General features: G+C 39.3%; 17 protein-coding genes and 1 pseudogene. 15 read left to right on the plus strand and 3 right to left on the minus strand.

Annotated elements, in window-relative coordinates; translation table 11 throughout:
- Window positions 1-21 precede the first annotated feature (21 nt).
- The 11 genes from IQ244_RS21335 to IQ244_RS21385 all read left to right on the plus strand — a co-directional run bounded on the left by IQ244_RS21335 (window position 22) and on the right by IQ244_RS21385 (window position 14,072).
- Entirely contained in the window at window positions 22-1,035 is a 1,014-nt protein-coding gene (locus IQ244_RS21335) for a glycosyltransferase family 2 protein (RefSeq protein ID WP_193897790.1), read from the plus strand.
- A 60-nt stretch (window positions 1,036-1,095) separates the two neighbouring features.
- Window positions 1,096-2,271, plus strand: a complete 1,176-nt coding sequence (locus IQ244_RS21340; protein ID WP_193897792.1) for a glycosyltransferase — start codon at window positions 1,096-1,098, stop codon at window positions 2,269-2,271.
- Window positions 2,272-2,613: 342 nt separating this feature from the next.
- A complete protein-coding gene (locus IQ244_RS21345) occupies window positions 2,614-3,684 on the plus strand; it encodes a glycosyltransferase (protein WP_193897794.1) in 1,071 nt (356 codons plus the stop codon).
- A 137-nt stretch (window positions 3,685-3,821) separates the two neighbouring features.
- Entirely contained in the window at window positions 3,822-5,057 is a 1,236-nt protein-coding gene (locus IQ244_RS21350; RefSeq protein ID WP_228059053.1) for a glycosyltransferase, read from the plus strand.
- A gap of 12 nt (window positions 5,058-5,069) precedes the next feature.
- Window positions 5,070-6,560, plus strand: coding sequence for an O-antigen polysaccharide polymerase Wzy (gene wzy / locus IQ244_RS21355; RefSeq protein WP_193897799.1), 1,491 nt, complete (start codon window positions 5,070-5,072; stop codon window positions 6,558-6,560).
- 20 nt (window positions 6,561-6,580) lie between these two features.
- A complete protein-coding gene (locus tag IQ244_RS21360) occupies window positions 6,581-7,753 on the plus strand; it encodes a glycosyltransferase family 4 protein (RefSeq protein WP_193897801.1) in 1,173 nt (390 codons plus the stop codon).
- The gene (locus IQ244_RS21365) at window positions 7,740-8,918 is read left to right on the plus strand and encodes a glycosyltransferase (protein ID WP_228059054.1); all 1,179 of its coding nucleotides are present in this window, start codon (window positions 7,740-7,742) and stop codon (window positions 8,916-8,918) included. Before IQ244_RS21360 ends, IQ244_RS21365 begins: the two co-directional genes overlap by 14 nt.
- Window positions 8,919-8,974: 56 nt before the next feature.
- Window positions 8,975-10,768: an asparagine synthase (glutamine-hydrolyzing) gene (asnB, locus tag IQ244_RS21370; protein ID WP_193897803.1), complete on the plus strand. Its 1,794-nt coding sequence runs from the start codon at window positions 8,975-8,977 to the stop codon at window positions 10,766-10,768.
- Between the two features lie 61 nt (window positions 10,769-10,829).
- Window positions 10,830-12,041, plus strand: a complete 1,212-nt coding sequence (locus IQ244_RS21375) for a glycosyltransferase (RefSeq protein WP_193897805.1) — start codon at window positions 10,830-10,832, stop codon at window positions 12,039-12,041.
- 10 nt (window positions 12,042-12,051) lie between these two features.
- Complete coding sequence (locus IQ244_RS21380; protein WP_193897807.1) at window positions 12,052-13,203, plus strand: glycosyltransferase family 4 protein; 1,152 nt, start codon at window positions 12,052-12,054, stop codon at window positions 13,201-13,203.
- A gap of 80 nt (window positions 13,204-13,283) precedes the next feature.
- Window positions 13,284-14,072, plus strand: coding sequence for a glycosyltransferase family 2 protein (locus IQ244_RS21385; RefSeq protein ID WP_193897809.1), 789 nt, complete (start codon window positions 13,284-13,286; stop codon window positions 14,070-14,072).
- 102 nt (window positions 14,073-14,174) lie between these two features.
- Here the strand turns inward: IQ244_RS21385 and IQ244_RS21390 are convergent, their stop codons facing one another.
- Together IQ244_RS21390 and IQ244_RS21395 are read right to left on the minus strand one after the other, a co-directional pair.
- Window positions 14,175-16,568, minus strand: a complete 2,394-nt coding sequence (locus tag IQ244_RS21390; RefSeq protein WP_193897811.1) for a DUF4082 domain-containing protein — start codon at window positions 16,566-16,568, stop codon at window positions 14,175-14,177.
- 6 nt (window positions 16,569-16,574) lie between these two features.
- A complete protein-coding gene (locus IQ244_RS21395; protein ID WP_193897813.1) occupies window positions 16,575-16,934 on the minus strand; it encodes a hypothetical protein in 360 nt (119 codons plus the stop codon).
- A gap of 908 nt (window positions 16,935-17,842) precedes the next feature.
- Here IQ244_RS21395 and IQ244_RS21400 point away from each other — a divergent pair.
- Window positions 17,843-18,283 (plus strand): annotated as a pseudogene (locus tag IQ244_RS21400) (colanic acid biosynthesis acetyltransferase WcaF).
- Window positions 18,284-18,413: 130 nt separating this feature from the next.
- On the opposite strand, the gene IQ244_RS21405 reads toward IQ244_RS21400, so the two are convergent.
- Complete coding sequence (locus IQ244_RS21405) at window positions 18,414-18,671, minus strand: hypothetical protein (protein WP_193897815.1); 258 nt, start codon at window positions 18,669-18,671, stop codon at window positions 18,414-18,416.
- 420 nt (window positions 18,672-19,091) lie between these two features.
- On the opposite strand from IQ244_RS21405, the gene IQ244_RS21410 reads away from it, so the two are divergent.
- The 3 genes from IQ244_RS21410 (at window position 19,092) to IQ244_RS21420 (ending at window position 21,076) form a co-directional block, all read left to right on the plus strand.
- The gene (locus tag IQ244_RS21410) at window positions 19,092-19,601 is read left to right on the plus strand and encodes an inorganic diphosphatase (protein WP_193897817.1); all 510 of its coding nucleotides are present in this window, start codon (window positions 19,092-19,094) and stop codon (window positions 19,599-19,601) included.
- A gap of 176 nt (window positions 19,602-19,777) precedes the next feature.
- Complete coding sequence (panD, locus tag IQ244_RS21415; protein ID WP_193897819.1) at window positions 19,778-20,161, plus strand: aspartate 1-decarboxylase; 384 nt, start codon at window positions 19,778-19,780, stop codon at window positions 20,159-20,161.
- A gap of 12 nt (window positions 20,162-20,173) precedes the next feature.
- Window positions 20,174-21,076 carry an MBL fold metallo-hydrolase gene (locus IQ244_RS21420; protein WP_193897821.1) on the plus strand — a complete coding sequence of 301 codons (903 nt, stop codon included), beginning with the start codon at window positions 20,174-20,176 and terminating at the stop codon, window positions 21,074-21,076.

Consider the following 21,076-nt stretch of genomic DNA (forward strand, 5'->3'; position numbering starts at 1 on the left):
TTATATAATGGATATAGCTATATGGAACCATTAGTTTCTATCATTATTCCTTGCTACAATGCTGCATCTTGGATAGGAGAAACATTAGAATCTGCTTTAAACCAAACTTGGAAAAACACAGAAATTATTGTAGTAGATGATGGCTCCACAGATGCCAGTTTAGAAATTACTAAAAAATTTATATTTCGTGGTATTAAAGTTATCTCACAAACCAATAGAGGAGCTAGTGCTGCTAGAAATAGAGGATTCCAAGAATCACAAGGAGGCTTCATTCAATATTTAGATGCTGATGATTTATTGGCTCCTGATAAGATAGAAAGACAACTAAAAATTTTCAATAGTACTGATAATTTAGAATATATTGCATCAGGAGAATGGGCTAGATTTTATCAAAAACCTCAAGAAGCTTTATTTCTTGCTCAGTCTATCTGGCAGGATATGTCACCTGTAGATTTACTTGTTGAAGCTTGGGAAAATCACTTGATGATGCACCCAGCAGCATGGTTAGTACCAAAGCAAATTGCAGAAAAAGCTGGTTTATGGAATGAAAGTTTATCTTTAAATGATGATGGAGAATACTTTTGTCGTGTTCTCTTAGCGAGCAAAGGTGTTAAATTTTGTCAGGGGGCTAAATCTTACTATAGATCCGGTAATACTAATAGTTTAAGTGGTTCAAAATCTCGTCGGGCTTGGGAATCAGCTTTTTTATCTTCAGAAATTGGTACAACAAATCTCTTAGCTAGAGAAGATAGTCCCACAACACGCCATGCTTGTGCAACTGTTTTTCAACGCTTCATTTACGAAGTTTACCCTGATGTCCCAGATTTACGCAAAAAAGCAGAAACCAAGGTGCAACAGTTCGGTGGTTCTGATATCAAACCTATAGGCGGGCCAATGTTTAAACTTCTGTCTACTTTTTTAGGCTGGAAATTGGCGAAAAAAGTGCAGAAACAAGTTTATGAATATGGTTATGCTAAAGCTGCTCTAGGTTGGAGAATAGCGAGATTTAGAGAGAGAATCATGTTTAATTCATAAGGTAATAATGTGTTGTTTTTGTCAAAATTACCTTAACACCTACATTTTTTTATAAAAAATATGATTTCTACCAGCAATATTCCGAGCAATTCTGACTCCCAAAACTTGACAAACTCTCTTTGTCTGACTCCAGCCTTATTTGTCTCTGCATCTGCGTATCTGACAAACAGTCCAGGGGGAGTGCAAATTTGTACCCAAGAGTACATCAACACTCTCAAAACAGCAGGTTTTTCTCTTTCTGTGTTAGGTTATGAGCCAGCAAGAGATCTATTTACCCGAATACAACGCAAACTATTCCCTCAACCCTATGTTGGAAGATTGCCGCTTAACTTAGCACAAGATGTAATTAGCCAAGCCAAAGCGCAAAATCTCAAGTGGATTTTTCTCAATCAAGTAGATACAGCTCCTATCGCTAAAGAATTGCGATCGCAACTCGGCCCCGAATGCAAGATAATTTTGCTATCTCATGGTTTAGAAAGTACAGATATTTTTCACGCTGTCAGGACAAAAAGTGGCAGCACTAATTTTAGTGAAGTCACATCCAAAGATTTACAATTCTTAGCTCAAAGCTTAGTAGCCGAGGGGATACATCGTCAGTATATTGACTATATATTTTGCCTGTCTGCTTTTGAAGTGGAAATTGAGCGTTGGTTAGGAGCAAAAAATGTTACTTGGTTTCCACGTACCATTTCTAACAATCCTCTACCTTGGCATCCCCACCCTGCAAGACTAGGTTTTGTTGGGACTATTGACCATATTCCGAATAAAGAAGGCTTAATTCTCTTCCTTGAAGCACTAGAAAAAAGAGCCTTTGGCAATATTTCTTTGAGGCTTGTAGGCGGCCCTGAGTCAGTGGCAAAAGATATTACTCAACGCTTTCGTTTTGTGGAATATTTGGGACAACTTTCTAATGAGGAACTTGAGAAAGAAGCAAGTACTTGGAGTTGCTTTGTACATCCACTTTTTTGCTATTCACGAGGTTGTAGCACAAAATTAGCCATTGCTCTGGGTTGGCAAATCCCTGTAATTACTACTCCAGCAGGCTGTCGTGGCTATAGCTGGAATGATGGAAAACTGCCTTTAGCAGACACTCCAGATGCTTTAGCTGAATTAGCTATAAAAATACTTAATCCTGAAGCAGCTATTGATAGTCAAAGAGAAATTATTGATATTGTCAAATCTTCTCCAAACCTCAATGATATTGCCACAAAAATTAAGTTATTGTTATCTATTTAATTAGACATTCATTGTGAGTAGCGATTTTGTAGTGAGAAATTGATTTGGTCTTAAAATCTGATCTCTTACTCTCCCAATCATAATATTGAAAATATATTTTCTGAGATTTTTTCAACAAATTTTACAGTTTTACCAAATTCAATTTATTGGTGATTTCCCTATGAACTATAGATATATTATTTGCAAAAGCTTTTTTCATATTTTTAATACGATATTATCATCTCGATTTATGCCTTAAAAATATTTTTGTTTTTGTAATGCCCTTTTTGTTAATGGTAAAATTTAGCTAAAAAGCAATGAATATATTCGGTAAATAGTAATAAAAGCATCACCAACAATACTATGAGAATTTTACTGACTGCTGATCCTGAGCTTCCCGTACCACCAAAACTATATGGCGGAATTGAACGTATTGTTGATTTAATGGTCACTGGACTGCGAAGCAGAGGTCACACTGTCGGGTTAGTTGCTCATCCTGAGTCTACTTCTAAAGCTAGTCAACTTTTTCCTTGGTGGGGAAAACAATCTCAAAACACATTAGATGCTTTAAAGAACACAAAAGTCCTGTTGTCTGCTGTACAGCAATTTCAACCAGATATTTTGCATAGTTTTTCTCGCATCTTTTATCTGTTACCCCTGCTGAACTCTAGTTTACCCAAAATCATGTCTTATCAACGTAACCCCAGCCTACGCACTACAAGCTGGGGGACAAAATTAGCTAGAGGTTCCCTCACCTTTACTGGTTGTAGTGATTATATTTGTGGTATTGGGCAGCAAGCTGGCGGAGTTTGGCACACAATTCACAACTGCGTAGAACTAGATAAATATACTTTCCAACCTACTGTAAAATCAGATGCTCCCTTAGTTTTTCTCAGTCGAGTTGAAAGTATCAAAGGAGCGCATCAAGCGATCGCCTCGGCTCATCAAGCAAAAAAGCCTCTGATTATAGCAGGGAATAAAGTCAATTCAGAGGAAGGAAAAAACTATTGGGAACAAGAAATAGCTCCCTATTTGGGCAAAGATGGAATTGAATATATTGGCCCAGTCAACGATGAGCAGAAAAATAAATTACTTGGCCAAGCCGCAGCTATGATTGTTCCCATTCAATGGGATGAACCCTTTGGCATTGTCTTTGCAGAAGCGTTAGCCTGTGGTACGCCAGTTATTTCCTGTCCTCGTGGCGCTTTACCAGAAATTGTCCGTCAGGGTATGGATGGTTATCTAGTGAATAATCTGGATGAAGCTGTTGCTGCGATCGCCAACATATCTAAAATTAATCGTGAGCGTTGCCGTCAGCGTGTTGAACAGTGCTTTTCTGCTAATGTAATTGTTAGTAAGTACGAGCATCTTTACCATCGTCTCATCTCTTCCAATCATCTAGATTTAGAGCCAATTAGGTCAATAGTTTCCTAAACTTACAATTTGTAAGTTTTTGCTGCAAAAATCCTTTAAGAATATAACGTTGAGAGTCTTTAACTTTGGTTAATCGAGTCTTAATTGTCAGCCCACACTTTCCTCCTATCAATGCCCCTGATCACCAAAGGGTAAGAATGTCTTTGCCTTATTTGGAAGAATTTGGCTGGCAATCTCATATTCTCACAGTGCAACCAGATGCTGTTGAAGGAGTTAAAGATCCACTTTTGGAAAAAACAGTTCCCGCACATATCCCAGTCACACATACAGGAGCATTATCCATCCAACAAACTCGAAAATTTGGCTTAGGTAGTCTCGGTCTGCGGAGTTTTCCTCAGCTACTTCAGGTAGGAAGTCGCCTTCTACAGCAGCAGAAGTTTGATTTGGTATATTTTTCTACCACTATATTTACGTCAATGGTGCTGGGAGCAATTTGGTATCGGCGTTTTGGTATTCCTTACGTCCTAGACTTCCAAGATCCCTGGCTAAGTGATTACTATCAAAAATCCAATACTGCAAGACCGCCTGGCGGTCGTTTTAAGTATGAGTTTTCGCAACTGCAAGCTAAATTACTGGAACCTATTGCTTTAAAATCCGCCAGTCATGTGATTAGTGTCTCACCTGCTTATCCGCAAATCCTTCAACAGCGATACCCCCACTTGCGCCCAGAACAATTTACAGTTCTACCCTTTGGTGCGCCAGAGTCAGATTTTGCATCGCTTCCTGGACTTGAAGTACAGCAGAAAATATTTAAACCTGATGATGGCAAACGCCACTGGGTTTATGTAGGTCGAGGGGGTGATGATATGGCATTGGCATTGCGAGCCTTATTTTTGAGTATACAGTGCGATCGCCGCCAAAATCCTCAAGTATGGCAGTCAATTAGGCTACACTTTATTGGTACTAGCTATGCGCCTAAAGGACTAGCCATCAAAACTGTAGAACCAATTGCCCAAGAATTTGGAGTTGCCGACTTAGTAACTGAACACCCTGAACGTATTCCTTACTTTGAAGCTCTAAAAATCCTCACAGATAGTGATGCTATCTTACTGATTGGTTCCAATGACTCTACTTATACTGCATCTAAACTTTACCCTTGTATTCTAGCCCGCAAACCCATACTGGCAGTTTTCCATCATCAGAGTTCTGTGGTAGATATTCTCCAAAAATGTCAAGCTGGTGAGTATGTAACTTTTAACTCCGACAGCCAACCGGAAGATTTATTAGTCGAGGTAAATACTGCGATTCAAAAATTGCTTGACTTACCGAACAGATATATACCAAAAACTAACTGGTCAGCCTTTAAACCTTATACAGCAAAGGAGATGACCAAGAAGCAATGCCAGATTTTTGATCAGTGTCTTGCCAGTTAAAGCAAATCACTTATGAATGAGTCATACCCTAGCAATTATCACTCTTTAGCTTTACTACCAGTCGTTGAAAGATATCAACGGCGACATTTGCTCAAAGTATTTTGGTTCATTGCTCTAGGATTACTGGTATTTGAATTACAGAGTGAAACTGATTCTATACTGTCAAAGTTTGCAGCCATAATCATCACTTTAGCCGCACTATGGCCTAGTTATCTTTGGTGTTCTGGTCGAGCCTTTGGAATGCCACTTTTTCCATTATTTGCTCTTACTTATACATGGACTTATGGTTTGCCTCTAGTAGCTAATCATCCTTTAGTGATAACTTATTCTCCCGAAAGTCATTTATTTGCTGGTATAACAACTGCCGGATTTTTAATTATAGGTACTTCAGTTTGGCTGAAATCGGTAAAATCTCCCCCTCCTTTGCCTAAACATTATCGCGCTTTAAATGGGAAAAAAGGAAATTTATTTTTTTTATTAATCATGACACTAGCCGTTTTATTCAATTTGTCTAAAAACGGAGGGTGGCTGATATTAGATGGAGGTGTCTTTGCTGCTGTTCGTGGTGCTGTTTTAGGACTAACTGTCCTTGCAAGTTTTGTCCTTACATATCAGTTAGGTAATTATGCTTTACCAAAAATTCAATCACAATTATTTTTAATTTTGCTGATTACTTACATGGTAACAGATGCAATTAGTCTAGTAGTGGTAGGTGCAGCATCTACATTTATGGTAGCTACAGCAGCCTTTATTATTGGTAGAAAGAAAGTCCCGATTATAGCTATTTTAGTAGTTACTATTTCTTTATCTGTTTTGCACCAAGGCAAAGATGAAATGCGTCACAAATATTGGTTTCAAACAGATACACCCACACTTGTTCAACCTTGGCAATATTTTAATTGGTATAGTGAGTGGATAGGTTACAGCCTAGAAAAAATGAGAGCAAAAGATGATATTCATAGATCATCAAAATCAGAAGAAAAATCATCTTTTGTAGAACGTTCTAGTGTAGTTCAGATGCTGCTTTTAACCCAGACTAAAAGCCCAGAATCTATTCCTTATTTGTATGGGGAAAGTTATGCGATCATACCACAACTATTAATTCCCCGGTTTCTGAATGCCAATAAAATTCGCAGTCATGAAGGCACTTCTATTTTGAGCATTCATTATGGATTACAAAGGCGTGAAGATACATTAGGCACAACTATTGGTTGGGGGTTACTTGCAGAATCTTATGCCAATTTCGGCCTTTTAGGCTGTGCAGGGCTGGGGATAGTTTTGGGAAATTGGTATGGAAAAATTACTCGTTGGTCTATGAATGCACCAATTCTTTCAGCACAGTCACTATTTTCTGTTCTCTTGCTGGCATTTTCGTTTCAAACAGAGTTTAGTGCTGGAGTCTATGTTTCGGCTTTATTCCAATCGGGTATGGTATTGGTGGGGATTGTGGTAGTCTTGATGCAGAATCAAAAGATACCGAGATTTCCCGCGCATCACTCATAACAGACAAGTGCAGCTAGAGCATGAAAAAACTGGCGATTGTTGTTTCTCATCCTATTCAATATTATTCTCCTTGGTTTAAATATCTCAGCAACACAACAGGTTTAGCTGTAAAAGTTTTTTATCTGTGGGATTTTGGTGTTACCAAGCAAGTCGATTTTGGTTTTAAGCAGGAAATTCAATGGGATATCCCTTTACTAAGCGGATATGATTACGAATTTGTACCAAATATCAGTTCTCAACCTGGTACGCATAATTTTTGGGGATTACAAAATCCTTCTTTAATGTCACAAATTCAAAACTTCCATCCCGAAGCTGTACTGCTAATGATTTATAACTATGCTAGTATCTATCGTTTATTGTGGGGTTGGAATCAAAGTCAAATTCCATTGTTATTTCGAGGTGATTCCCATCGATTACTAGCATCTAAAGGAGTAAAGGCTTTAGTTAAGCGAGAATTTATTACACAAATTTATCGTCGATTTGCGGCTTGTCTGTATGTCGGTAAAGCCAACTATGATTACTTCCGTTATCATCGAGTAGTTGAGAAGCAGTTGTTTTTTTCTCCCCATACAGTAGATAATGAGAGGTTTTTGGCTCAAGCTGATACAGTTAATCACCAAGCGCAAGCCTGGAAACAAGAATTAGGTATTTCCTCAGATCATGCAGTAATTCTCTTTGCAGGTAAACTGGAAGATAAAAAACGTCCTTTGGATTTGCTCAAAGCTTTCTTATCAGTAAATATTCCTCAGACATCTTTGTTATTTGTCGGTGCTGGCCCTTTAGAGACAGAGCTAAAAAATACCGCAGCAGAACACCCAAATATTTACTTTGCACCTTTTCAAAACCAAACATTAATGCCTCGTACTTATGCTGCTGCTGATTTATTTGTTTTACCAAGTTGTGGTGCAGGAGAAACTTGGGGACTGGCTATTAATGAAGCAATGTGTTTAGGTCGTTCTGTAATTGTCAGTGATCATGTTGGTTGTTCCCAAGACTTGGTTCATAATGAGCATAATGGTTTAATTTTTCGGGCTGGTGATATATCTGCATTAGCCCATAGCCTGCAAGCAGCGTTATCAGATCGGGAACGTTTACAAAAGTGGGGAGAAAATAGCCGAAAAATTGTAGGAAATTACACTTACGCTCAGGCAACTCAGGGATTAATGCAAGCACTCGAATATGCCAAACTCTGATACATCAATGAATATACATCTTTGGTTGCCTCAGTTGTTTAGTTTTAACGGTGGTATCCAGATATACTCTGCTTTTTTATTTCAAGCTTTACAAAACCTTTTTCCTGACAGTCGGTATGAAGCTTTTATCAAACATGATGTTGAGACTTCATCTAGGATTACCTACTTACCTCAAACTCGATTTCATTTTGCTGGTGGTTTACCAGCAAAATTCCGTACACCCTTATTTGCAGCGCAGCTGGTTGGCAATGGTCTGATAAAAAAACCCGATTTAGTTTTGGCAACTCACTTAAATTTTGCTGTGGCTTCCTTGATACTTAAACGGTTAGTGGGTATTCCTTACTGGGTAGTTGCTCATGGGATAGAAGCGTGGAATATTAAAAATAAGTATTTGCAGACAGCTTTAATGGAGGCTGATTTAATTTTAGCTGTCAGCAGTTATACACGTGATCGCCTGCTCAAAGAACACAACCTCGATCCCCAAAAAGTTACTATTCTACCCAACACCTTTGATGCTCATCGTTTTCGACCTGCGCCTAAACCTGAATATTTATTAGCAAAACATAATATCCAACCAACACAGCCAGTCATATTAACTGTAGCCAGATTATCGGCTGGTGAACAATACAAAGGGTACGACCAAGTTTTACAAGCAATTCCTCAAATTCGGCAGTCAATTCCTAATGTTCGTTATGTGATTGTCGGTCAAGGTACTGATAGACCTAGAATTGAGCAACTCATAGCCCAGCTAAAATTACAAGATTGTGTCTCCCTAGCTGGATTTGTGCCTGATGAACAACTGTGTGATTACTATAATCTCTGCGATGTTTTCGCTATGCCAAGTAAAGGAGAAGGCTTTGGAATTGTGTATTTAGAAGCACTAGGTTGTGGTAAAGCCGTTTTAGGAGGTAATCAAGATGGTGCTATAGATGCTCTGTGTCATGGTAAATTAGGGGCGCTGGTTAATCCAGATAATGTGCAAGCGATCGCACAAACACTTACAGAAATCCTTATGAAAAAATGTCCCAATCCTTTGATTTATCAACCAGACTCTCTAAGAAGTTTAGTCATTGATACATTTGGATTTGAAAAGTTTCAATTGACACTTAATCAATTTTTTCAAAAATCCCCTCTCCTCTCAAATATTGCTAAGTTCTCATCCTAATTTATTAAAAAATAAATTATATTTTCCGTCTAAATTTTAATAACAAATATTACTATATGTGTGGCATTGCTGGTATTCTTACAGTTAATCAATATCAAGAACAATTAGAATCTACGATTCAGCGAATGCAACTTGCTTTGCAACATCGGGGGCCAGACGATGCAGGTATTTTTATTGCCCCAGAACGGCAAGCGGCATTAGCTCATACTCGTCTATCAATTCTTGACCTTAGTAGTGCTGGACATCAGCCGATGTCTACTACTGATAAAAGATATTGGATTACTTTCAACGGTGAAATTTATAACTTTCAACAACTGCGACAGGAGCTAATTACTCAAGGCGAAAATTTTAATTCCCAAACAGATACAGAAGTTATTTTAAAACTCTACCAAAGATTTGGTAAGAATTGTGTTCAGCATATCCGAGGGATGTTTGCCTTTGCCATTTGGGATGATTTTGAAAAAACTTGTTTTTTAGCTCGTGATCCTCTAGGAATTAAACCCCTTTATTATTGGCAATCTGGTTCTACATTAATATTTGCTTCTGAACTCAGAACCATTCTCTCTTCTCGCTTACCTGCAATTAATTTAAGCATGGAGGGGTTATATGGTTATCTGATTAGCGGTTCAGTTCCAGAGCCAAATACGCTGATTGCAGGAGTTCACTGCTTAAATGCAGGTCACTATCTGCATTGGGAGTCTGGTCAATTGACGCAAAAACAATATTGGCAATTTGATTTTACTCCCGAAAAAATCACCTTAGAACAAGCCCGTGAAAAAGTGCGAATTGCACTAATTGATTCTATTCAACACCACTTTGTCAGTGATGTACCTGTAGGGGTGTTTTTGAGTGGTGGAATAGATTCTACAACAGTGGTTGCCTTAGCACGTCAAACCCAAACTGGTGTACTCAAAACTTACTCTATTGGTTTTGAAGAATCTGCATGGAATGAAGGTAAAGTCGCCTCTAAAATTGCTCAAACATTTGAAACTGAGCATAAAGAATATATAATTACATCTGCTTTAGGTAAATCATTATTTCCCAAATTTCTAGACACAATTGATCAACCAAGTGTAGATGGTTTTAATACTTTTTGTGTATCTCAATTAGCTCATGAAGATGGCACAAAAGTTGTTCTTTCAGGTCTAGGAGGAGATGAATTATTTGGGGGTTACGGTTCTTTTCAAAAAATTCCCCAAATGGTTCGCTTAGGCAGGAAAATTAAAACCCTATATCCTTTAAATATTGGTATTGGGAAGGGCTTAGAATCTTGGAGTAAGTCACCACAACTCAGACGCATAGGAGACTTCTTACAAGACGTTCCAGATGTAAAAGCTGCTTATCGCAGTTTTCGGGGCATATTTTCTCACCAAGAAGCTGTCACAATAGCACATACATACCTTCCAGAACGAGATTTGCCCCTACGTCATAGTCAACATCCAGCTATGTCACTACCTTCTCTTGAAGATGAAGTTAGTTTATTAGAAATTAGCGGCTATATGCGTAATCAGCTATTAAGAGATAGTGATGTTATGAGTATGTCATGGGGCTTAGAACTAAGAGTGCCACTTGTAGACAGAGTATTGTTAGAAACGATCTCTTCTATACCCAGTAGTCTGCGCTTAATGCCGCAAAAAAGGTTATTAATTGAATCTGTTTCTGAATTACCAAGTTGGGTTACTAACCAACAAAAACGAGGTTTTTCCTTTCCTTTTCCCGAATGGATTAATGATGAATGGCATGAATGTTTTACAGGCATGAATTCAGACAAAGATATTCATTTAGGAGTTTGGTATCGTCGCTGGAGTTTGGCATTATTACAATATTGGTGGGAAAAAATTTCTACCTAATCTCTAGACATTTAGAATAATAAAAAGTTAAAGGTGTTTTCAAGAAAATTAATTAACTCTGATGAAAACAGTTGCCAAATCATTAAATGTATGTCATGTAGTTGCCAATATTAACGAAAATAGTGGTGGGCCAGCCTATTCAGTAACTAATCTAGCACAAGCTTTATCTGAGCAAGGAATTTGCCCTCATTTATTTACCCTTGACTATCAAGGACATGGGAAACAAGTCGCTACGAAAAATGTAAATCTCCACAGTTACACTGCAACAAAATTAGCAAAATATCTACGTGGATTTCAGCCAAGTGCTAACCAAGCTTTACACCAGTTGGCAGCAACAGAATTAGATTTAATTCATAATCACGGGCTTTGGATGTTTCCTAACTTTTATGCCCGGCAAGCTGCCACAAGGAATAACCTACCATTACTTATTTCTCCTAGAGGGATGCTAGAACCTTGGTCTTTAAGGAATAGTTGGTTTAAAAAACTACCTGCGTGGTTTCTGTATGAACAACAGAACCTCCAAAAAGCGATCGCCTTCCATGCAACTTCCCCAGAAGAAGCAAATTCCCTTCGCCAACTCAATTTTCACCAACCTATCGCTGTAATTCCAAATGGAGTCAGCATTCCTAACCTTGACAATCAACCTAGTCGAGAAGTTTTAGTCAGCCTATTTCCCCAATTAGCTGGCCAAAAATGGCTACTTTTTTTATCTAGAATTCATCCCAAAAAAGGTCTAGATAACTTATTATTCGTCTGGAAAACACTAGTAAAACAATTTCCTGACTGGCATTTGATCATTGCTGGGTCTGACTTAATCGGCTATCAATCCAAATTAGAAGAGCTAACAGCAACATTACAATTGCAGCCACAAGTGACATTTACTGGTATGCTATCTGGAGAGCAGAAAGCCTGTGCGCTCAGTAATGCGGATTTATTCGTTCTACCAACTCATTCAGAAAATTTTGGAATTGCAATTGCCGAGTCTTTAGCTTATGGTGTACCTGTAATTACCACAAAAGGCGCGCCCTGGCAGGATTTAGAAACATATAGCTGTGGTTGGTGGGTTGAGATTAGCCAGCCAGCTCTCACAAATGCTTTGGTAGAAGCAATGGAGATGTCTTTGAGTGAACGACAAGCAATGGGTGTTAAAGGTAAAAATTTAGTTAAAGCCAAATACTCTTGGGAGGCGATCGCCAAAGATATGGCCAATGTTTACCAGTGGATTCTTGCTGGTGGTGAAATCCCTAGTTGTGTTCAGTTTTATTCCGCTTAAGGAGGTAGGCTTGATTATTACCATTGCTACAGGCCCCTGGCTACCTATTCCGACTCTACAGGGAGGAGCGCATCACCGTCTTTGGCAGGGCTTGGCCGAAGAATTTGCGGCCGCTGGTCATCAAGTAACTATCTTATGTCGTGCGTATCCAGGACAACCTCCCACAGAAACCATCAATGGTGTGAGATATATCCGTCGCGGTGGCTTTTCTCAAAGTCCTAATATCTGGTTAGACTTACTCAAAGATTTAGCTTACGCTCTACAAACATTTCCCACCTTACCGTCTGCCGATATTTTGGTGATCAATGATTTTTGGCTACCTGTGTTTGCACCACTACGTAATCAAGTTGGCAAAATTGTCATCAGTGTTGGCCGATTTCCTAAAGGACAATACCCTTTATATCGTCGTGCAGACCGCTTTACTGTGTTGTCAGAGTCGATTTGGCAAGGAATCGCACAACAGTATCCAGCAGCAATTCCACGTATGCGATTAATTCCTAACCCAGTGGATACTCGCGTTTTTTCTCCATCTACACAAAATCGGACAGATAGTGCAGAGAAGATAATTTTATATGTGGGAAGAATTCATCCAGAAAAAGGAATTCATCTGCTGATAGAGGCGTTTTCTATCCTGGCACAGCAAATGTCTCAAGTGAAATTGAGGATGATTGGGCCAAGTAAAGGCAGTCAAGGTGGTGGAGGTGAAAATTATTTAAATCAACTGAAACTGCAAGCAAAGGGATTAAATGTAGAATTTCTAGACCCAATTTTTGACCCGAAGAAATTGGTAGAAATATATCGACAAGCTGATGTATTTTGTTATCCTTCCTTGGCAGAAAAGGGTGAAGCTTTTCCCATTGCCCCTTTAGAAGCAATGGCAACTGGTTTAGTACCAATAGTTTCTAATTTAAGCTGTTTTCAGGATTATATCAAAAATGAAGAAACAGGATTTTTCTTTGAACATCATAGTCCAGCCGCAGCCCAAAATCTAGCCACAGTAATGGCATCGGTGATTCAGAATTCAAAGATAAGATATCAAATCAGTCTTAAAACTAGTCAGAAAGCATTGGAGTTTAGTTATCAGCGTATTGCCCGTTTATACCTAGCTGATTTTGAGGATTTAATTAGTAATCAAACTATCAATAGTAGTTTACCAGTATAGCAGTCTTAATTTGTTGGATAAAATTAATTCATAGAGCATAGGAAACAGGAAGTAGGAAAACAACTTATGTAATCAATTTTATGATAGAAGAAATTACGCCACTCATCCTGACATATAGCGAAGCACCAAATATTGCTCGCACGCTACAAAAATTGAATTGGGCAACTGCAATAGTAGTTATTGATAGTTACAGCACTGATGCAACTTTAGAAATTTTGGGTTCTTATCCCCAGGTACAAATATTTCAAAGAAAGTTTGATTCCTTTGCTGGGCAGTGCAATTATGGATTAACAAAAATTTCGTCTCAGTGGGTACTTTCACTAGATGCTGATTATATATTAACTGATGAGTTAATTCGGGAAATTCAAGCACTGCAAGTAGATTCAGATGTAAATAGTTACAGCGTCAGATTCAAGTATTGTGTCTTTGGTAAACCTTTGCGTGGTACACTGCTACCACCGCGTAAAGTCCTTTACAAGAGAGAAAAAGCAATTTACCAAAATGATGGTCATGCCCACCGAGTTTGGGTAGATGGTAAATCTGCAATGCTATCTGCATATATTCATCATGATGATCAAAAACCCTTAAGTCGTTGGCTGTGGGCGCAGGATCGTTATATGGTAATTGAAGTAAACAAACTATTAGAAACACCAATACAAGAATTAAGTTGGAGCGATCGCATCCGTAAGCAAAAAATTCTTGCTCCCTTTATTATATTGTTTTATTGCTTAATTCTCAAAGGTGGCATTCTTGATGGTTGGGAAGGTTGGTACTATGCCTTCCAACGTGTATTGGCAGAAATTCTTCTCGCTACTCGTTTGATTGAAGCGGAAAAGTTAAGCTTACGTACGCATCATAAAATGAACTAAAAAGTATTATTTTTATACCTCTTCTCCTCAGTGGAGGCGATGATGATAAAAAACAGCCTGTAGGTAAACTCACAGGCTGTTTTCCAAGATGACTAAATTATGTTAGTTAGGCGCTCTGACACCATTTTTCCCTAATGCAGAATAGTCAGAGGACGGGAAGAGGCTATCTTGGCCAGTTACTCTATAATCAAATCCCTGAATTGGGACGATTTGTTTATAGGTAATCTCCTTAGAAGGATCGGGTGACGTTCTGCCATTTTTGCCATAGGCATCTGTATAAATTACAGAAGATGGAGAATTATTAAAAGCCAGTCCGGAAAAGTGACTTTCTATACCCACTGTTCCGCGGAAAGGTGAACGAGGATCATCCCACACTACTTTGCTACCAGCCGCCAGGGTTTCTTGGCATGATAATGTCTTAGCAAGAGGATGATCTGGAAGATAACACAAATCTACTGTTCTGCCGATCTTCGTTGTAGAAGAAGCATCATAAAAACGCGCAGGATTTGTGACTCTAAAGTAAAAATCACCGCGGACGAACTCTGTTAGCCAGTATTCAAATGTTCTTTTTTGAACTAAGGAAGATTGTTCGTCTTGAGAGCCACGCGCATAGCAATCCTTTGTAGGAATCGCACGATGAGCGCCATCTGTTGGCTGGTTGAGTGGGTTCGGCGTAATACCAGAGGCCAAGAATGCGTCACAATAAGTTGCTTCAGGTTCTTTGAACTCTCCAGGCGTACCAAACAAGCCAAACTGTTTGACGTTAAAAGGTTGTTGTCCATCGCATTTACCGGCCACAAACATCTCATGTGCCGTATTTGTGAGCGCATCGGGTGAATGCGAACCCATATGTATTTTCACAACTACATCACATTTTGTAGTGTTACTGCTATTGTTAGCACTGTACATAGTCCAGTTATTGGCAACAAAAACCTTATGGCCAAAGTGGTCTTCATGTCTGGGATGAGCTGGATCATTAATTGCGTGCTGTTCGTTGATATAGCCGAAAGCTGGCATACCCGCAGTAGTAAACACTTCTGAACTGAGTGGGTTATCGCCATGCTCATGACCATAGGTACAATAAGTATTGGTCTCTGGGTTGAAATCCACTGGTGGGTGCCAAGTTGGGTAGGTTTTATTATCGTCAGCTTTCACCCAATAAGTATCGTGCATCCACTTTGGACATTCCCAAGTTTTTCCAGGAGACCATAGACCGTATGATTTCGCTAGTATCGCAGAACTTGTAGGAAGCAAATCTTTTGTCCGCACAGGGCTACCAGCAATTGGTATCACAGGTGCAGGTTTGTTGATCATAACGGTAGATTGCCATTTCTGTATCTGGTCAATTGTTTGCGTTGTATCCTTAGCCCAGAAAGCAAACCAATTAAAACGCATTGTGCTGTTGGTGCCTGGGAACCTGATAACTAGGTTTTGTTTGTCTTTGGCAAGGTCTGTATTCAAAGGACAAGGAACGGTACGGTAGGTTGATACAGAACCGGTACTGTTGATGGTACATGTTCCCAACAAAGTACCACTAGCCGAGCCTAAGCGGACTTCAACAACGTTAGTGCCTGAAGCCAAAGCAACGCGGAGCATCAGTGCTTCCACGCCACTGCCTAAATCAATGTTGTTGTAGACTGCATAGTTGCCACTTGAAGTATTCGACAGTTCTTGGGTCTGTACACCAGGTGAAAGGAAAAATGGATCTTCACTGTTTTCAAAATAATCTCCCCAAACTTTTGTTACCCCCACACTGGAAGAAAACTTGAGAGCATCTACACGCTGAAATACTGGCCAAGGAGCGAGCGCACTCGATGGAATGGTCGATGTCGATGTTGGTGTGGGTGTTGGTGTGGGTGTTGGTGTGGGTGTGGGTGTTGGTGTGGGTGTTGGTGTTGGTGTTGGTGTTGGTGTGGGTGTTGGTGTTGGTGTTGATTGGGCAGCAGCAACAAAATTAATGTCACGGAAATAGTTTGTATTCAGGTAAGAATTATTGGGGAACGCACCTACAGTCGTGTTAAAAACCCCACTGTTAACTGCCAATGAACTCAAGTTACCATTGAGTATGGTGTTAATAAATCCACCAATTGTAGCTGCATAATAAGCATTAGTGTTGACAGAGACCACATAGGTCGTATTCGCTTGAATATTCAGTGGTGTATTTAGAGCCTGTTGCTGCCAACCAGAATCAGTCTCGTTAGTAAAAGTAACGCTACTCAGCTGAGTTCCTGTTGCCGACCAGATTCTGCCGATGTGAGTTCCCGTCTCGTTAGAAGCTTTCCAGTAGCGAATGGCGTTAATTTGTCCGTCTGTAGCACTGCGGAATTTCATGCCTAATTCATAGGGAACTCCATCAGTCTTGAAAGTACTAGGAACTTGAGTTGTTAAAACTGTTTGACCAGTAGTGGTCGTTTGTGCATAAATTACGCCAGAGAAGCTTAAAAGCAGCGAAAGAGCAGCGAGTAAGCAAAACTTGATATATTTAATCTTCTTCATAATTATTTAGCAATTGACGCTTTCTGCTGTGACACTAAAGTTAGTTCTGGCAGTGCCTGTCTCTTTAGCAGCACTATCTACAAGCATTTCTTCACTGTAAGCAAGGCTATTTGACCCTGATCGATACACAGGAAATTTCATGGTCACACTAGCTTGGTTATGCTTCGGTAAAGTTGCGTTCTGCGTCAATTGCTTATTTGTCAGAAATTTATGGAGACTCAAATTCCATTTCTGAACATATTTGTTGTTGCTTTGATTGGTTGGGAAGAGATTAGCTCTACAACTGAAAATAGAGCAAAAAAAAGCAACAGAAACAACAGGAGCAGTTGATTCTGCTACTGTCACAAGGTCATTGAAAAGTTTCATAGAACCTCTTAGCCTGATTATCTTTATATCGGGAACACAACTTCTATCTAACAATTTAGAAGCATTGGGAAATGAACACTGAAATAGTTGTTGGGCGATCGCTTCCCTAAGTAAGCTCTAGAGCTTATCTTGAGAATAAACTGAACATACAATCTTAAGTTGCGACTAACACGCAGTTAAGTTAACAAAGAAACTTGGCTCTTAGTTATAAGAACTGAGTTGCATATTAAGATTGCACGAATTAAGCAAATTTTGAGAACAGTCATCAAGGGTACCTCCTCACTAAATCAGAATACTTCATATTCTGCCTGAGTAAATTTACCATAAATTCATATATCGTCAAGCAAATCTTGGTGGATATACGTTAATTTAATTGCATTCAAAAATCTTATATGTTGATCTGGTAGGCTTTTCAAGTAAAATTATGAAATTTAAATTAACTACATCAACCTCAGAAAATTTAGCCTTGGTAACACACAGTTCAATTGGATTTCTTGCCATTCTATTTGATTTTCCAACAAAGTAGCGGGAAATAGACTTGTTGGTAACTCATGGAAAATTAATTGTCATATTCTATTTTTCTGCAAGCGGATGGTAGACTGGTTCGAGAAGATAATCAGTCCCAACTATGAGAATTTAGATAAAATTTTTGAAGCGTTAAATAACAGGATAGTTGGCTTGTTTTAGGCAATTTTATCCTGAACTGATTCGGACAAAACATTTGAACCTCAAGCTATTTCTATATTTGGTAACACTACAAAACGAGAAAAACTCACAGTTTAATTTCCTTGGTAATACCGATAACAGCTATGTTTTATTGTTTACTCAACTATTTATTAGCTTGATATATGCAGTTAGATAATTACACTCTTGGTACTTATACTCCAGGCGCACCCTTATGGAAATAAATGTTGTGGTATTTCCTGGGTTCTCCTTTGGTACAAAATGGGTGCTTAAAACTGTCTCCGGCTTAAAAGTGTTGTTAATCCGCAGTTTTGGAGCGCCAATGGGTCGGAAACTTCACATCACACCACGAGTAGGAATTAGGTTTGTCCGGCTACTAACTGTAGGTGACTAGATTTGCATTGGGGAAGATGCTTGGATCGATAATCTGGCGGCTGTAACCATCGAAAGCCATGTGTGCATATCTGAAGGGATTTATCTTTGCACAAGCAAGCATAACTGGAGTCATCCCGACTTTAAATTAATTACTGCCCCAATCCACATTCTAGAAAGTAGCTGGATTGCTGCTAAATTGAGTAGTTAGCCCAGGAATTACTATTGGGAAGGGTGCGGTATTGACTCTGTGTGGAGTTACAGGACGTTTTTTAGAAGCTATGACAATCTAAGTCGGGAATCCCGCCCAACCGATTAAGCAGCGTAAGATTTAATTGTGGAAGAGGGCGATCGCACCAAATTTGCAGACCATCCTTATTTCCGATTCAATGTCAGATATTTCTTAGGAATGGTCAGCAGTTTTTATAATTCTGACGCTGTATCTGGGGCAATAATTTCACCAGTACCTATTTCTAGGATCATGTCTTGATCAGTAATTAATTCACTCAATTCCTTCACTTGTAAATTCATGTTTTCACAAGCTTGTCGGAGTTCTTGGGCAAAAGTATTGAGATCATCACCATAGCCACATTGATAAGCAGCGGTTTCAATTCCTTGCTTGGCATTTGCTCTGGCACAATCTACTAGTTCTGTGCCATACAATGGTTTTGGAGATGGCATAATTCTCATGTTTATTAATTAGACGTTGATTTTACATTAGCCATTATTAAGTATTCACACATCCCTCTGATGGAAGAATCATCACTATAGCGATCCTTGCAGGAGTTGTGCAAATTATTCGTTAAGGCAGGGAAAAGGGAACAGGGAACAGAAAAGAAAATTTCCAAATATGCTTTACTTTTTCACAAATGATTTAGGACTGCTATAGAAGGAATAATTACTATGTAGAAGGCGTAACTTCAGCTAATAAATGGCATTCAGCATTTTAGGCAAAAGTAAGGATGATTTTTGCGTTTATCTTTGTTGTATTTAGGGTGTGTGAGAAAATTCTTTGGGAAGAAGTACATCTTGGCCATAAAATTCTACACGGGGAACTAAACAGAGTGCATCCCCATTCACCGTTAGCCGAGGAGTTTTGTTGTGGACTTATCCCGTATTCCTGCTCAACCAAAACCGGGTATTCTGAATGTTCTGATTGAAATCCCAGGCGGGAGCAAGAATAAATATGAGTATGACAAAGAATTGGAAGCTTTTGCCCTAGACCGAGTGCTTTATTCTTCGGTAAGATATCCTTATGATTACGGCTTTGTACCGAATACTTTGGCTGATGATGGCGACCCACTGGATGGGATGGTGATTATCGATGAGCCAACTTTCCCAGGCTGTATTATTGCTGCGCGACCAATAGGTATGTTAGAGATGATTGATGGTGGCGATCGCGATGAAAAAATTCTTTGTGTACCAGACAAAGACCCACGCTATACCCATGTTAAATCTCTCAATGATGTAGCGCCACACCGTTTAGATGAAATTGCTGAATTTTTCCGCAGTTATAAAAATCTGGAAAAGAAAGTAACAGAAATTCTCGGTTGGCAAGATGTTGGTAAAGTTGCAGCCTTAGTTGAGCAGTGTATCAAAGCTGCTAAATAAGCATTGCTGAGTTAGGAGTGTTGATTCTTAACTCCTAACTCCTTAACTTCACAAAGTACTAGGTACAAAATTCATAAAGACTGCCTCCTGCTTTCCTATACTAGAGTCAGGCAATCACAAAAATAAAAGTTTAATAATTGCAGATTGCAAACCTGGCCACAAAACCTAAAAACCAAATGCAGCGTACAGTCCTTTTGGCGAAAATACACAATTGCACCCTGACTGGGGCGAATATTAACTACGTAGGCAGTATCAGCATTGATGAAATGTTGTTAGAAAAAGCAGGAATTTTACCCTACGAACAAGTGCAAGTAGTAAACGTTGCCAATGGTGAGCGCTTCATTACTTATGCCATCACGGCTCCAGCCAATTCGGGAATAATTGAATTAAATGGGGCGGCGGCACGTCTAGGCATTGTAGGCGATCGCTTGATTATAATGGCTTACGGGCAGTTCTCTTTGGAAGAGTTAAAACATTACTCTCCTACGGTAGTCATTGTGGACGAAAAAAACCGACTATTAGAAGTGCGGCACTACGATGACCTGCTCAGTAAGGTCTAAATTTTCAGAAAAATGTCAAATCTTGCGCCGTCGGATTCCCAAAGCTCCGTAACTGAAACCGCAACTACGTCTCCTATTAGTTCAGCGGGTGAATTTTTTGTGCAATTTTGGGGTGTTAGGGGTTTAATTGCCACCCCAGCCAGTAATGCCAATCGCTATGGCGGGAACACTGCTTGTGTAGAAATACAAGTAGCAGGTAAACGCTTAATTTTTGATGGTGGTACTGGTTTACGCACACTCGGTAAATATTTACGACAACTGCAACAACCCATAGAAGCATATTTATTTTTTACCAATTCCCAATCCAATCGCATTCAAGGGTTTCCTTTTTTTGCACCAGCATTTGTCCCAGAAAACCGCTTCCATATTTACGGTTCGGCTGCGTCTAATAGTGCCTCTATTAAACAATGCCTCTGCGACCAAATGCTACAGCCGCACTTTCCCTATCCCCTCCAGGTGATGCAGTCAGAATTACAGTTTTATAATTTGCTTCCAGGTAACGAGGTGCAGCTAGATGATGTCACCATTGCCACATCTGTGATTAATCAAACTCAGCGTTCTGTTGGCTACCGTGTTTCCTGGCAAAACAAAAGTATTGCCTACATCACTGACTTAACTAAAAATGCTGATCCTATTGATCAAGAGCAGATTTTACAGCTGGTCAAAGGTGTTGATTTGCTGATTGCTAATGCTACTTACAGTCCACCGACAGCCAACAACCACGAATCTTCTGATTTACACTGGCAAGCGGCTGTAGAATTAGCCCAAAGTGCTGCTGTGCAAAAGTTAGTTATTTCTCATCATCATCCAGACGACGATGATGATTTTCTCGACCGAGTGCAAAAAGACGTTCAATCTGACTGTGACCAAGCTGTACTAGCCTATGAAGGTCTAATGTTATCGATTGGGATTTGA

The sequence above is a fragment of the Nostoc sp. LEGE 06077 genome, assembly GCF_015207705.1.
Lineage (GTDB): Bacteria > Cyanobacteriota > Cyanobacteriia > Cyanobacteriales > Nostocaceae > Nostoc_B.